We start from the raw sequence: 14908 nt of genomic DNA on the forward strand, positions 1-14908 counted from the left end.
CACCGTGTCGCTCGTTACCGTTCCTGCCTTCATGCCCGACTCAGGCGGCGACGCCGCTGCCGATGACCCAACGCACCAGCAGCAGCAGACCCCCGATGAACAGCAGCACGCCCACAATGCCGGCGATCACGACATGCACCGGGTTGATCTCGCTCACGTCGCGCTCGTAATCGGCCGACTTGCGCACGCCGAAGAACGACCAGGCCACCGCACGGGCGGTGCGCGTGAACGATCCCTTGCGCCGCGACGCATCGCGCAGCCCTGCCCCGCCGTCGCCGTCTTGCGGGCCGCTCATGTCGGCGCTCCCGTCTTGACGGCTGCCACGCCACCGCTCGGCGCCATCGGGGTCTTGCCGCCGACCTCGAAGAAGGTGTAGCTCAGCGTGATCGTCTTCACATCCTTTGGCAACTTCGGGTCGATGTAGAACACGACCGGCCATTGCTTGGACTCGCCCGGCTGCAACTGGTACTCGTTGAAGCAGAAGCACTCAAGCTTGTTGAAGTGCGACATGGCCTGCTTGGGTGCATAGCTCGGGATCGCCTGCGCGCTCATGGTCCGGTTCTGCACGTTCCTGAACTCGTACATCACCGTGGTCAGTTCGCCCGGATGGACCTCCAGCGAACGCACGGCCGGCTTGAAATCCCACGGCCCGTGGGCGTTGGCATCGAACTCGACGGTGACGGTGCGGCTGCGGTCCACCTGCGTATTGCCGACGCCGCCCGTGCCGCCGACGGTGCGCTCCGACAAGGACAGCACATTGATGCCCAGCTTCTCGCAGATGCTCTTGTAAATGGGGACCAGACCGTAGCCGAAGCCGAACATCAGCAGCGCCACGACCGCCAGCTTGACCAGCATGTGCCGGTTGTCACCGCCCAGGTCGTCGCCGCTGCTGCGGGCGGGCTCATGCTCAGGGGTCGCCATGTCAGCGCTCAGTGGCTCAGCAGTGCGATCTTGACGACGAAACCGATCAGGAAGGCGGACGCGACCGACGCCAGGATCAGCGCCAGACGCAGATTGCGTTTGCGCAGCTCGGGTGAGATCGCCATCGCGTGCTTTCGTCGCGCCGTCAGCCGATGATCTTGGTCGCCGCCGCGTTCAGCTTGGGCGGCGTCTCGAAGGTGTGGAAAGGCGCCGGCGACGGCACTTCCCACTCCAGGCCCTCGGCGGCCTCCCACGGCTTTTGCGGCGCCTTCTCGCCCTTGCCCTGCATCGCCGGGATCACGACGAAGACCAGGAAGTAGACCTGCATCAGCCCGAACCAGAAGGCGCCGACGGTCGCGATGGCGTTGAAGTCGGCGAACTGCATCGGGTAGTCCGCGTAGCGACGCGGCATGCCCGCCAGCCCCAGGAAATGCATCGGGAAGAAGGTCACGTTGAACGCGATCAGCGAACCCCAGAAGTGGATCTTGCCGCGTGTTTCGGAGTACATCACGCCGGTCCACTTGGGGCTCCAGTAGTAGTAGCCGGCGAACATGGCGTACAGCGAACCGGCCACCAGCACGTAGTGGAAATGGGCCACGACGTAGTAGGTGTCCTGCAGCTGGATGTCCACCGGTGCCACCGCGAGGATGAGGCCGGTGAAGCCGCCCATCGTGAACACGAAGATGAAGCCGACGGCGAACAGCATCGGCGTCTCGAAGGTCATCGAGCCGCGCCACATGGTGGCGATCCAGTTGAACACCTTCACGCCCGTCGGGATCGCGATCAGCATCGTCGCGTACATGAAGAACAGCTGGCCCGTCACCGGCATGCCGGTGGTGAACATGTGGTGCGCCCAGACGATGAACGACAGGATCGCGATCGACGAGGTGGCGTACACCATCGAGGTGTAGCCGAACAGGCGCTTGCGCGCGAAGGCCGGGATGATGGCGCTGACGATCCCGAAGGCCGGCAGGATCATGATGTAGACCTCGGGGTGACCGAAGAACCAGAAGATGTGCTGGTACATCACCGGGTCACCACCGCCGGCGGGGTTGAAGAAGCTGGTGCCGAAATGGCGGTCCGTCAGCGTCATCGTGATGGCACCCGCGAGCACCGGCATCACGGCGATCAGCAGGTAGGCGGTGATCAGCCAGGTCCAGCAGAACAGCGGCATCTTCATCAGCGTCATGCCCGGCGCGCGCATGTTGAGCACCGTGACGATGATGTTGATCGAGCCCATGATCGAGCTCGCGCCCATGATGTGCATCGCGAAGATGCCGGCGTCCATCGACGGGCCCATCTGCAGCGTCAGCGGCGCGTAGAGCGTCCAGCCCGCGGCCGGCGCACCGCCGGGCATGAAGAACGAGCCGACCAGCATCAGCGCGGCCGGGATCAGCAGCCAGAAGCTGAAGTTGTTCATGCGCGCGAAGGCCATGTCGGCCGCGCCGATCTGCAGCGGGATCATCCAGTTCGCGAAGCCCACGAAGGCCGGCATGATGGCGCCGAACACCATGATCAGGCCGTGCATCGTGGTGAGCTGGTTGAACAGCTCCGGGTTCACCAGTTGCAGTCCGGGCTGGAACAGCTCGGCGCGGATGCCCAGCGCCAGCACGCCGCCGATCATCAGCATCGTGAGCGAGAACACCAGGTACAGCGTACCGATGTCCTTGTGGTTGGTGGCGAACAGCCAGCGCCGCCAGCCGTGGGGGTGGTCGTGCGCGTGGTCGTGCGCGTGGTCACCGTGATGGTCCAGAACTGCACTCATGGGGCTATCCTTTTTCCGAAACCGGGGATTACTTGCGGGCGGCGACCACGTCGGCCGGCTGCACGATCTGACCGGTCGCATTCGACCAGTGGTTCTTGGTGTAGGTGATCACTGCGGCGATCTCGGTGTCCGAGAGCTGCTTCCACGAGGGCATCGCACCGTTGTTCTGGCCGTTCAGCACCACGTGAATCTGCTTGGTCTTGTCGGCGTCGAGCACGACCGCCGCACCGTCGAGCGGCTTGATCGCGCCGGCGCCCTTGCCGTTGGCCTGATGACAGGCCATGCAGTTGCCGGCGTAGACCTTTTCGCCGCGGGCGACGAGGTCGGGCAATTCCCAGACCTTGGCAGGATCGTCGGCTTTCGCGGCCAGCTTCTTCTTCTCGCCATCGACCCAGACGGCATAGTCGGCCTGCGACAGCACCTTCACGTGGATCGGCATGTAGGCGTGCTCCTTGCCGCACAGCTCGGCGCACTGGCCGTAGTAATCGCCGGTCTTCTCGGCCCGGAACCAGGTGTCGCGCACGAAGCCGGGGATCGCGTCCTGCTTGATGCCGAAGGCCGGCACCATGAAGGCGTGGATCACGTCGTTGGCCGTCGTGATGATGCGCACCTTCTTGTCGACCGGGACCACCAGCGGATGGTCGACCTTGAGCAGGTAGTCGTCGGTCGGCTCGGGCTTGCCGCTGTCGGACATCAGCCGCTGCGCCGGGTCGAGCGTGGAGACGAAGGCAATGCCTTCACCCTCGCCCTTGATGTAGTCGTAGCCCCACTTCCACTGGTAGCCGGTGGCCTTGATGGTCAGGTCGGCGTTGGTGGTGTCCTTCATCGCCACCACGACCTTGGTGGCCGGCAGCGCCATCAGGATCACGATGAAGAACGGCACGATGGTCCAGATGATCTCGACCGTGGTCGACTCGTGGAAGTTGGCCGGCTTCGCGCCCTTGGAGCGGCGGTGCTTGAAGATCGAATAGAACATCACGCCGAACACGCCGATGAAGATCACCAGGCAGATCACGAGCATGAAGTAGTGCAGCCATTGCTGCTCGGCGGCGATCCGGGTCACCGGCGGCGGCAGATCCAGCTGGTTCACGGCCGGGCCGCCCGGCAGGTCACTGACCGCGAGGGCCGCGGTCGTGAACAGTGTGGCGGCCAGTCCGAGACCGGTCGCCATGGCCTGCCGTCGGAGGGCGTTCGCGGCGTTGCTAAGGGCGTTGATCGTCTTCATCGTGCTCACTTCCAAACAAAACCGTCTCAGGCGATGTCGCTCGCGACACCCACCGGCCACCGTCCCGGCGGCGATTGCCGCAGGGCGGTGCGAAATTCTTCGGCCAGCGCCCGCCGCAGTTCGGGCTGCACATAGCGCCCGACCACGATCACCTGGCCCTGCCCCGACAACTCGATCAACGACCGGTCATCGTCCCGCGGCTCCACGCGCACCCAGTCCGGCAGGAACTCGGCGCGCTCGATGCACCCCCCGTTGAGATGCTCCACGACAAGCCGCCCCGGCAGCAGGGTGATGAGCTCACGATCGGCGGCATGCCTGGCGTACACCAGCAAGGCCACACCGACCAGAAACAGCTCGACCCCTGCGAACGGCATCACCAGGGTGGCGCCGTTCAACCAGAAGCATGTCGCGATTCCCAACGAGATCACGCACAGCGATGCATAGACCGCCAGCAACTGCGCGGGCGAGAAGGAGCAATTTCGCTTGAGGCTCCATTCCACCGTCACCGCGGCACCGCCGCGGGTTTCGGCCGACGCATGGACCTGACCGAATTTCAGGTGTGCCGCGGGCCGGTCCGGTGCGAAAGGTGCTGACATGCTGCTACCGATCCTGATCACCTACCGTGTCGGAAGCAGCGGAGACCATCCTCCCCACCACTGCCGCACCGCTGCGCAGTTTATCGCAGCGCTCGACACACCCTCAAGACTTCGATGCCGGCTTGCTGCCGGCACGCGCCAGACTGCGCAAGGCCTCCACCGAAACACGGGTCTCGGCAGCGACACGCACGCGAGGCGGCGGGCGGAATGCATGGCCGTAGATGATCTCGAAGCTCAGGCGCAGACGCCCGTCCGGGCCGGCCAGCGCGGTGTCGAGTTCGGCCAGCAGGCGCGCGCGCCAGCGGGGCGTGCGCAGCCCCGCATGGCGCTGCACCCCGGCGTTGCCGCCCAAGGTGCGCAGCTCGGCCAGCGCCGCCGCCGCATCAGCCCACGTGAGCGTGAGCTGCTCCATGTCCATCACCGGATCGGCGAAGCCCACCTGCACCATCGCATCGCCGAGGTCGTGCATGTCGATGAAGGCGTGGCCGGGCTCGGCCCAACCGAGACGCCGGTAGAGCGGGCGCAACTCGCGCAGCGTGTCGGGGCCGAAGCACGAGAACATCACGAAGCCGTCGACCGCGACGGCGTCTCGCCATTGCGTGAACTGCAAGGCCGGATCGGCCGACCAGTGCAGCATCATGTTCGACCACAGCAATTGAGCGCGGCCATCGCGCGGCGCGTCCGCTTCACGCCACACCGGCATGGCAGGACGCGTCCAGCGGCGTGGCGACCACCACGGCGCCAGCGCGGCGCGCGCACTGCGCCGGACCAGTCCCTCGTTCGGCTCCACCGCTTCGACCTGCGCACGTGGGTACTGCGCGCGCAGGGCGGCCGCACCCCCCCCCTGCGCAGACCACCAGTCGATCACCACGGCGGGCGTCGTCTTCACGATCGCCAGGCGCTGCGCCATGCGGCGCGCGATCTCGCCGTGCAGCCACGGCGCCACACCGGCCCGTGCCGCACGGCGCAGATGGGCCTGCACCGCGGCCGCTTGCGGGCCGGGCGACGAGCTCGTGGATTGGGGAGGGGATGTCATAGGCCGCGGCAGTATATTGACCCGACCATGCCCACCGATGCGCGCACCCCGTGGCTCACGCGCATCCGCAGCGGCCTGGGGAACGGCTGGCCCAACCATTGCGCGGCCTGCCGTGCGAGCACGAGAGGGCCCGCGGCCCGCGTGTGCCGCGACTGCCTGGAGCGCTTTGCGCCCGTGGTGCCGCGCTGCGGGCGCTGTGCCCTGCAGCTGCCGCAGGGCGTGGCGGTGTGCGGTGCCTGCCTGCGCGCCCCACCGCCGTGGTCGGGCGCCGTCGCGGCCTGCGACTACCGCTACCCGTGGGACGGCCTGCTGAGCGCCCTCAAGTTCCGCGATGCGCTCGACCTCGCGGCCCCGCTGGCGCAGCGGCTCGCTCAGGCCTTGCAGGCGTGCCCGACGCCGCCGGTCGACGTGCTGCTGCCGGTGCCGCTGGCCGCGGCGCGGCTGCGCGAACGCGGCTACAACCAGGCAGCGCTGCTCGCGGCGCAGCTGGCGCGCCGGCGCGCCGTGCGCGTCGAGCCGGGCTGGCTGCTGCGCCTGGCCGACACGCCGCGCCAGACCGCCCTGCCGCGCGATCGGCGCGTCGCCAACATGCGCGGTGCCTTCGCGGTCGAACCGCTGGCTTTGCCGGTGCTGCGCGATCGCCACGTCGCGCTGGTCGACGACGTGATGACGACCGGCGCGACCGCGGGCGAGATCACGCGCGTGCTGCTGGCCGGCGGCGCCGCCTCGGTCCAGGTCTGGGTGGTGGCGCGCACGCCGCCCTGATCCCGCCGGGAGGCTCCCACCGACTCGCGTTCAAACCTGTCAAATCAACCGGCGTCCTTCGGCTCGTTGCCGCCGTTCGTGTGCGCGGGTTGCTGAGGTTCGACGGGTCCGCCGGCCAGCCGCCTGCAGGTACCGCGCGGTGCTGGCAAGGCCGCCGGGCGAGAGCCTGTACCCCGGGGGACATGAACGCAACACAGCGACCCGGCTCAGCGCCCCGCTGACGTTGGATGGTCAGCATTCCGGACAAGGCAGCGAACACCGCCACGAGCCCTGGCCCAAGCTTCAATCTGATGCGTTTGAATGCCGCATCAGCCGGCCGGGCGTGCCTCCAGCCGCAGCGCATTGTCCGCAGAAGCGCTTCGAGCCGCCACGTCAGCGCGAGGCCTGCGCCGTCTTCACGCCCGCGCCGCGCACCTCGAAGCGCACCGTCTGCAAGGCACGGCCATCGCGGTCGAGCAGCCTCAGTTCGTGGCGCCCGGGCCAGGGCGCCCACTGCCAGCGCGCACCGCTGCCGAGCCGATGGCCGTCGAGCACCCAGGTGCCGGGCTCGCCCTCGAAGCGGATGCGCTGCGCCGCCGGCGGGATGTCGGGATCGAGCGCGAAGACACTGCCGTCGCGCGGATTGAGGATGCCGAAACCGCCGGCCTGGCCCGTCCCGGCCGAGGCCTGCGCCCCGGCTGGCCGGGGCGCCGGCTCGGTCCCTGCAATGAACAGTTCGTCGCGCGCCGGCTCGTGCCCCGTCTCGAAATGGAGGGGCACGCTCACCACCCCCGGCGGCCTGGGCGGCCGGCGCGACGGCGCGCCCTCGTGCAGCTGCCGCACCATGGCCTGCCACACCGGCGCGGCGCCGCTGACGCCGCTGACCTGGTGCATCGGCTCGCCGCTGGCATTGCCGACCCACACGCCCACGGTGTAGCGCTCGGTGTAGCCGATGCACCAGTTGTCGCGCAGGTCCTTGCTCGTGCCGGTCTTCACCGCCGCGAAGCCGCGCGTGGCGAGCGCACTGTCGAGGCCGAAAGTCAGGGCGCGTGCATTGTTGTCGGACAGGATGTCGCTCACCAGATGGACCGCGGCCGCATCGGCCACGCGACGCACCACCGCGGGTTCCATCACGGGCCGCAGCGCGGCCCGCGGGTCGGTCAGCCGGACCGGCGCGTACAGGCCGCCGTTCGCCAGCGTGCGATAGGCATTGGTCAGGGCCAGCAGCGTGACGTCGGCGCCGCCGAGCGCCAGCGCGTGACCGTAGTAGCCGCCGCTCTCCGGCAGGGCGAGGCCGAAGGCATTCAGGCGCTCGAACAGCGCATCGGGTCCGAGCATCGCCGCCACGCGCACGGCCGGCACGTTGAGGCTGGCGCCGAGCGCGGCACGCGCGCTGACCCAGCCCTTGAACTCGCGGTCGTAGTTCTGCGGCAGGTACAGGCCGCTGCGCGTCGCGATCTGCGTCGGCGCATCATCGATCAGCGTGGCCGGCGTGATGAGGCGCTGCTCGAACGCGAGGGCATAGACGAAGGGCTTCAGCGTCGAGCCCGGCTGGCGCCGCGCCAGCACGCCGTCGACCTGGGGCGCGTCGGAATAGTGGCCGCTCGAACCGACCCAGGCCCGCACCTCGCCGCTGGCGTTGTCCAGCACCAGCACCGCGCCATCCTCGACTTGGCGGCCCGCGAGCTCGGCCATCTGCACGCGCAGCGCGTCGAGTGCCACGCGCTGCAGGCCGGCGTCGAGCGTGCTGCGCAGCGTGTCGCCGGACGCAGGCGCGAGCGCGAGCAGCTGGCGCGCGAAGTGCGGTGCCAACTGCTCGCCCAGCGGCATGCCGCCCCGACGCGCGAGCGCCAGCTCGGCCAGCGCGGTCACGCCGGCGCACGGCAGCTGCTGCAGCGTCAGCACGCCGCAAGCGCGCTGCGCGACGGTGGCCGGCGCGGCATTCGGTCCGCGCAGCAGCGCGGCGGCCACCGCCGCTTCCTGGGCGTCCAGCCCGCCGGGGAACTTGCCGAACAGCGTCTGCGACAGTGCACCGATGCCCGTGATCTCGCCGCGCCAGTTCACGCGGTTCAGGTAGGCCTCGAGGATTTCGCTTTTTTTCCACTGCGCTTCCAGTCGCCGCGCCGCGACGACCTGGCCGAGCTTCTGCCCGAGGCTGCGGCCGGCCGCCGGGCGCGCCAGTTCGTCGTCGAGCAGGCCGGCGAGCTGCATCGTCAGCGTCGAGGCGCCGCGCGTGCGGGTGTTCCAGAGGTTGCCCCAGGCGCTGGTCGCCGCGGCACCCCAGTCGACGCCGCTGTGCTCGTAGAAGCGGCGGTCCTCGCTCAGCACGATGGCGTTCAACAGCGCCGGCGACAGTTCCGCCAGCGGCACCCACGCGAGGCGGCGCACCGTCCGGTCGGCGCGCAGCGTCTGGACGGGCACGCCGTGGCGGTCGAGCAGCGTCACGTCGGACGGGTGGTGCGCGGCCTTGACATCGGCGAAGCTGGGCAGCTCGCGGGCGAGCGCGACGGTCGAGACCAAACACAATGCGGCGATCGCGAGGCGCGGGCTCATGGCGCGCCCTCCGCACGGCCAATGTCCGTCGAACCGCAGCACCGTCGGGCGCGGGCGCCCTTCGCCTCGGCTCCGATCCCCACTGGCGTGGGGCCCCTCTGCGCGGGGCTCATGGCGCCACCTCCACCGCCGCGTTGGGCAGTTCGCCGAAGGTCTCCGGCGCGTACATCGCCTCGACGCGCGTCGGCGGCAGCGAGAAGCGGCCGGCGTTGTTGAGGCGCAGCGTGTACTCGACGACATGCTTGCCGCGCGGCAAATAGGCGTAGTAACTGCGCCAGGCCTCGAAACCGCGCTCCTCGAAGGCAGGCCAGGCGCTGCCTTCGCGGCGGTCGCCGCGCGTCGCGATCTCGCTGTCGCGGCCCAGGCCCGAACCCAGCAGCGTCGCGCCGCCGGGCACCGGGTCGCTGACCACGACCCAGCTCATGTCGCTCTGTGCGTCGATCTCGAGGCGCACCCGCAGCACGTCGCCGCGCGACCAGCGGCCCGGCAGCTTCTGCTCGACCGCGCTGACGCTGCGCGCCAGGCTGTAGCCGGCACGCAGCGGCGCCTTCAGCGGCAGCGCGGCCAGGCTCTGCACGCTGAGCCAGGGCTTGCCGCTGCCTTGCTGGGTGACCGTGAGCGCGCCGCGCTGCTCGGGCCACGGCAGCATGAGGCCGCCGCCGCCGGGCTGGCGCGACCAGTCGATGGTCTGCGCCGGGCCGCCCGTGGTCGCGACGGTGCTGCCGGTGACGCGGGCCGATTCGAACTTCTTCGCGAACTTGTCGAGTGCGAGCGAGCCCCACAGGTTGGCCGTGGTCGTGAGCCAGGCGCCGCCGCGCTGCCGGCCGAGGCTGCCGGCCACCAGCCGCGGCAGCTCGTCCTTCCATGCCGGATCGTCGAGCACCGTGAGGATCAGCCGCGCGGCGTTGGCATCGGCACTGTCCATCAGCCACCACCAGAAATCCTCCTGCTCGGTGCTGAACTTCAGCGTCGTGCCGGCCCAGGTCAGGCGGCTGCGCAGGATCTGCTGCGCTTCGTCGAGGTGCCGGGCCTGGTCCGCGATGCCGGGCACGCGCCGCAGGATGTGAAGCCAGTCGATCACGGCGGCGGTCGGCCACAGCTTCGGCGTCAGCGACACGGTGCCCAGCAGGCGCGCCTGCGCGCGCCCGTGGCGCGACAAGGCCTCGATGGCCGCGAGCCGCCGCACGTCGCGGTCGATGGACTGCGCCGACGCGGGCGCCCAGAAGCGCCGCTCGATGCGGCCTTCGACGAAGGCCGTCAGCCCGGCGAGCATCTGCTCGCGCGCCGGTGCGGGCAACTCGACGCCGGCCTCGTGCGCGGCCGCGACCAGGTAGGCGGTGAGCCGGTCGCTGCCGTTCGCGGCGTCCTGCGCGCGCGGCGGGAAATAGCCGGCCAGCCCGTCGGCATCGAGGTAGCTCGGCAGCGCGTTCGCGACCGCCGCCCAGAGCACCGGGTCGCGCAGGCCGATCGCTTTCGAGGCCTTCTGCTCCAGGCAGCTGTAGGGGTAGGTCTCGAAGTAGCGGCGCAGGCCGGGCAGCGCCCCGCTCAGCGTGGGCTGCACCGCGACCTGCAGGCCACCGCGCTTGACGCCGGTCTCGGGCAGCGCATCGACCGGCGCGGCGACCGGCAGCGTGACGCTGCCGTCGAGCTGCTGCAGCGTGGCCGCGAGCACGCGCACCGGCACGGCGGCGACCACCAGCTGGTTCAGTTGCAGCCGATCTCGTGCGGGCGCGGCAGCGCGTTCCGAAGCGGCGCCCTGCTCTTCGACCCACGCGTCCCAGCGGATGCCATTGGCCCCGGCCGGCACGTCGACCGGCCACACCAGCGCCTGCGCTGCGCCGGCCGCCAGCACCACGTCCTGCGGCGCGAGTGCGATCGGTGCGCGCACCGCGCCGTCGCCGCCGGTGGCCATGCCCTGCAGGCTGGCGCGCAGCTTCATCGCGCGCGCGGTGGTGTTGCGCAGGGTCAGCATCGCATCGAAGCGATCGCCCTCGCGCACCAGTGGCGGCAGACCGGACAGCAGTTGCAGGTCCTGCGTGACGCGGATGGTGGTCGAGCCCGTGCCGAAGGACTGTGCGCCGGCATCGGCGATCGCGACCAGCCGGAAGCTGGTCAACGCATCGTTCAGCGGCACCTCGACCACCGCCTCGCCGTTCGCGTCGAGCACGACCCGCGCCTTCCACAGCAGCAGGGTGTCGAACAGCTCGCGCGTGCTGCCGCGGCCGCCGCCGCCGCCGGCCGCGACCGCCTTGCGGCCGTAGTGGCGGCGGCCGATGATCTCGCTCTGCGCGGTGCTCGTCTCGACCCCCCAGGGGCGCGGCTGGAACATCGCGCCGAGCAGGTCCCAAGAGCTGTTGTCGCGCAGCGCCAGCAGGCCCTCGTCGACCGCCGCGAAGGCGATCTCGCTGCCGGCCACCGGCTTGCCGCCCTGCGTGACCCGGATGCGCGCCACGGCCTTCTGGCGCACCGCGTACTGCGGCTTGTCGGCCGTGACGTTGACCTGCAGCGCATGCTCGGCGATGCCGACCTGCAGCGCCGCCACACCGAGCTTGAAGGCCGGCTTCGACAAGTCCACCAGCGCGGTCGGTGCCTGGTATTCGCGGCCTTCGTACCAGAACGAGCGCACCCAGCTCAGCGGCTCCTTCCAGCCCCAGGTGAAGAACGAGTACCAGGGCACGTCGCGGATGCGGCCGCGCAGCGCCAGCACGCTGACGTAGACGTTCGGGCCCCAGCCCGGCTCGATCGGGAGCTCGACCGTCGGGTCGTCGCCGCGCAGCGTCAGCACGCGCGTCGAAATCACGCCCTCGCGCTCGACGGCGACCAGCGCGGTCGCCTCGCGGAACGGCATGCGCACCTGCAGGCGCGCGGTCTCGCCGGGCTCGTAGCGCTTCTTCTCGGGCAGCACGTCGATGCGGTCGTCGTTGTCCTGCGCGAACCACAGCTCGCCCTGGCGCGTGACCCACACGCTGGTGGCCGCCTGCACCGGGTTGCCGGCGGCGTCCCGCGCCTGCGCGATCAGTTCGATCTGGCCGGCCGTGTCCAGGCTGGCCTCGCACAGCAGCAGGCCGCGGTCGTCGCTGCTGCCGCTGCACAGGCTGCCCAGGTTCCTGACCTCGTTGCGGTTGTCGTAGGCGTAGAAGCCGCCGACCATGCGCTTGCGCGTGCTGATGACCTGCGTCGAACGGCCCCGGACTTCGACGGACTGTCCCTTCAGCGGCTCGCCTGCCGTGTCGAGCACGAGCACGTCGAACTTCGCGCGGCCGCGGTTGCTGGCCCAGGCTCCGGCGCGGATGCCGAGCACCACCGCGCTGGGCCACAGCGCAACGCGCGTGGCCGCCGTCTGGACCTCGCCGTTCGGGTCGCTGAAGCTCACCTCGGTGAGCAGCTCGCTGGCCCGGGTGAGGGTCGGCAGGTCGTTCAGCGCCAACCGCGCGGCGCCCTGGGCGTCGGTGGTCAGCGCCAGCTTGTCGGCGACCAGCTTGCCGTCGGCCGGGCGCGACTCGCTGTCGTCGCCCTCGGCCTCGTCCGGCTGCGCAGGATCGCGCGGCGGCTCGAACGAATAGCCCTCGTGGCCCGGGAAGCTCGGGTAGCGGCTCTTCAGCAGGGCCGATGCGCGCAGCAGCGCCTGCGCCACGCCACCGCCGGACAGGTAGTTCAGCTGCACGTCGAGCCGCAGCGCCTTCGGCGCCACGGGGACGACTTTCGGCGCGATCACGCGCGCGTCGACCAGCGGCACGCGGAACTCCTCGACGCGAAAGCTGCCGCTGGGCCAGCTACGGCGCTGGGCCGTGCCGTCGCCGCTGCGGCCCGTGCTCCCGCCGGTCGGCTCGCGCTCGAGCGTCACCTCGTAGACGCCGAGCTTCGCGGCGGGCGGGATGTGCCAGCTCGACGCCGTATGGCGCTGTGCGAGCCATTGCAAGGGCTGCGTGAACTCCTGCCCGCTGCCCTGGTGCACGATCTTCAGGCGTGTCGGCAGCTCGGCCGCCGGCAGCGCAGCCAGCCCGGCCGTGGTCTCGGCGCGCAGGAAGTGCTTCATCGACACCGTCTCGCCGGCCCGCAGCAGCGTGCGATCGAACACCGTGTGGGCGCGCATGTCGGGCTGCGGCTCCTGGCTGGTCGGCACGTTGAAGCGCCAGGCTTCGATGCCCTTTTGCCAGCCGCTGAAGACAAAGGCCAGGTCGGTCGCGCCCTTCGCCGGGCCGTCTTCGATGCGCTTGCGCGCGGTGACGAACAGCCCTTCGTCGACCTGGCAATCGGACCGCCCGGCATCGAGTGCCTGCGGCACGCGCGCCAGACCCTGCGCGTCGGTGCGGCCGGCCCACAGGCGCCGGCCGCTGCAGTCGTTCACCGCCACCTCGGCCTCGGCCACCGGCCGGCCGCGGTCCAGCGACGTCACCCACACCACGCTGGCGTCGCGGCCGTGCTTGAAGTGCACGCCGAGGTTCGTGACCAGCACGCCGGTGCGCACGTACATCGGCGCGGCCTTGTCGAGCAGCGCCTGGCCGAGCCGCGCCGAGGCGATCTCGACGACGTGGTAGCCGGGCTGCGCGATCGGGATGCCGACCACCTCGAAGGGCCGCGGGTCGCCGCCCTGCAACTGCGGCAGGTCCATGCGCTTCGCGTCGGCGTCCTTGGCGAGCAGCGACAGCTCGCGGCTCGCGATGCGGCGCTCGACGCGACGCAGCGTGACACGGCCTTTCGCGTCGGTGTCGCGTTCGGTCGTGAACCAGTCGCGCTCGGGCAGGCCGGCCTCGCGCGCCGTGAGCTCGCGCTCGTGGTAGCGCTGCAGTCGCGCGTACCAGGCCAGGATGTCGGCGTCGCTGTGCACCGGCTTCAGACGCACCTGCCCGCCGGCCGCGGCGGGCCGCAGATCGCCCTGCACATGGCGCAGCGTCAGCGGCAGCGTCGCATCGCCCATCAGCTCGACCACGCCGAACGGCGCGGCGGCGAACTTGGCGATCGGCGGCGCGTCGCCGGTCGCGACGGCCAGCGGAAACAGGCTGGCGTTGGCGAGCGGCCGCCCGGCATCGTCCTTCAGGCCCGGGGGCAGCTCGATGCGGAACGAGGTGTTCTCGGCCAGCGGCATCGGGAACTCGAGGTCGCTGACCAGGGTGGCCGGGTCGTCCTTGTCGAACACGGGCTTCAGCGCCGCGCCCTGCGCCGGCCGCAGCTGCACCTGCGCGGCGAGCTGGCGGTCGACCGGCGCCGAGAAACGCAGCCGCAGCGGCCGGATCGGCAGGCAGGCGGCGTTGGCCCGCTCGCGCTCGCAGCTGAATTCGGCCAGGAAAGGCTTGCGCACGCGGTAGCCATGGCGCTGCTCGACGCGGGTCACGATGCCCGGGTTCGCCGCGGCGGCGATGCCCTGGCCCCAGACGAGGCGCATCGCGGTGTCGGCCGGCAAGGGGCGCGGACAGGCGACGACGAGCGCGCGCCCGGCGCGCTTCGCTGGCACGTGCCGCGCCTTCAGCAGGGCCTCGCGCGCCGCGCCGAAGATCACGCGCACCGGCAGCCGCTCGCCGATGCCGTCGACCTCGCACCAGGCGTTGGCGGTGACGCTGGCCTCGTCCGCCGGGCCGCTCAGGTTCAGCAGGAAATGCTGGTCTTCGTCGATCTCGGCGTCGCTCCACGGCTGCACGCCGAGGATGGCCGGCCCGCCGGTGTTGAAGCCGAATTCGGTCTTGCCGGTCACGCTGCCCTGCAGCGGCTTCCAGTCCGCGCGCAACCGCAGCGTGCAGCGCGTGCCGGGCCCCGGCGCCTCGCGGAAATCGTAGAGCCAGACACGGTCGCTGCTCCAGCGTCCGGCACCGCCGGTGGCCGCGCCGACGCACTGCACCGTGTAGGGATCGGGCCGCCGCAGGTCGCCGAACGGCAGCACCGCGTCGGAGAACTTGACGACGACCTGCCTCACCTGGGCGACCTCGCCCTGGGGGCTGACGCCGGTCACGGTGACGGCGTGGGCCGCCGCCGCGGTGAGGCCGGACAGCAGCAGCGCTGTGGCAGTTCCGAGTCGTCGCAAGCCAGGCTCCTCGCAAGGGGTCGCACGAGTCTATGCGGCCGGCGCACCGTGG

10 protein-coding genes are annotated in these 14908 nt (G+C 70.6%); 1 reads left to right on the forward strand and 9 read right to left on the reverse strand.

The genetic code is table 11. From position 1 onward, the window contains the following. Positions 1-40: 40 nt before the first annotated feature. From ACQY9S_RS13380 to ACQY9S_RS13410, 7 genes are all read right to left on the reverse strand, one after another. Positions 41-295: a DUF2970 domain-containing protein gene (locus ACQY9S_RS13380; protein WP_428420187.1), complete on the reverse strand. Its 255-nt coding sequence runs from the start codon at positions 293-295 to the stop codon at positions 41-43. Continuing rightward, positions 292-921, reverse strand: a complete 630-nt coding sequence (locus tag ACQY9S_RS13385) for a cytochrome c oxidase assembly protein (RefSeq protein WP_428420188.1) — start codon at positions 919-921, stop codon at positions 292-294. The genes ACQY9S_RS13380 and ACQY9S_RS13385 overlap by 4 nt, the downstream gene beginning before the upstream one ends. An 8-nt stretch (positions 922-929) precedes the next feature. Then, positions 930-1046 carry a cytochrome oxidase small assembly protein gene (locus ACQY9S_RS13390; RefSeq protein ID WP_428420189.1) on the reverse strand — a complete coding sequence of 39 codons (117 nt, stop codon included), beginning with the start codon at positions 1044-1046 and terminating at the stop codon, positions 930-932. 20 nt (positions 1047-1066) lie between these two features. Beyond that, positions 1067-2686 carry a cytochrome c oxidase subunit I gene (gene ctaD / locus ACQY9S_RS13395; RefSeq protein ID WP_428420190.1) on the reverse strand — a complete coding sequence of 540 codons (1620 nt, stop codon included), beginning with the start codon at positions 2684-2686 and terminating at the stop codon, positions 1067-1069. A gap of 28 nt (positions 2687-2714) precedes the next feature. Further along, on the reverse strand, positions 2715-3857 hold the full coding sequence (gene coxB / locus ACQY9S_RS13400; RefSeq protein ID WP_428425738.1) for a cytochrome c oxidase subunit II: 1143 nt from the start codon (positions 3855-3857) through the stop codon (positions 2715-2717). Positions 3858-3937: 80 nt separating this feature from the next. After that, positions 3938-4507 carry a DUF2244 domain-containing protein gene (locus tag ACQY9S_RS13405; RefSeq protein ID WP_428420191.1) on the reverse strand — a complete coding sequence of 190 codons (570 nt, stop codon included), beginning with the start codon at positions 4505-4507 and terminating at the stop codon, positions 3938-3940. 103 nt (positions 4508-4610) lie between these two features. After that, a complete protein-coding gene (locus ACQY9S_RS13410; protein ID WP_428420192.1) occupies positions 4611-5543 on the reverse strand; it encodes a biotin synthase in 933 nt (310 codons plus the stop codon). 27 nt (positions 5544-5570) lie between these two features. On the opposite strand from ACQY9S_RS13410, the gene ACQY9S_RS13415 reads away from it, so the two are divergent. Continuing rightward, entirely contained in the window at positions 5571-6308 is a 738-nt protein-coding gene (locus ACQY9S_RS13415; protein ID WP_428420193.1) for a ComF family protein, read from the forward strand. Positions 6309-6680: 372 nt separating this feature from the next. On the opposite strand, the gene pbpC is transcribed toward ACQY9S_RS13415, so the two are convergent. Both pbpC and ACQY9S_RS13425 read right to left on the reverse strand, forming a co-directional pair. Beyond that, entirely contained in the window at positions 6681-8840 is a 2160-nt protein-coding gene (gene pbpC / locus ACQY9S_RS13420) for a penicillin-binding protein 1C (protein ID WP_428420194.1), read from the reverse strand. 109 nt (positions 8841-8949) lie between these two features. Next, positions 8950-14856: an alpha-2-macroglobulin family protein gene (locus ACQY9S_RS13425; RefSeq protein WP_428420195.1), complete on the reverse strand. Its 5907-nt coding sequence runs from the start codon at positions 14854-14856 to the stop codon at positions 8950-8952. Positions 14857-14908 lie beyond the last annotated feature (52 nt).

This window comes from Methylibium sp. (assembly GCF_965279545.1).
Lineage (GTDB): Bacteria > Pseudomonadota > Gammaproteobacteria > Burkholderiales > Burkholderiaceae_C > Methylibium.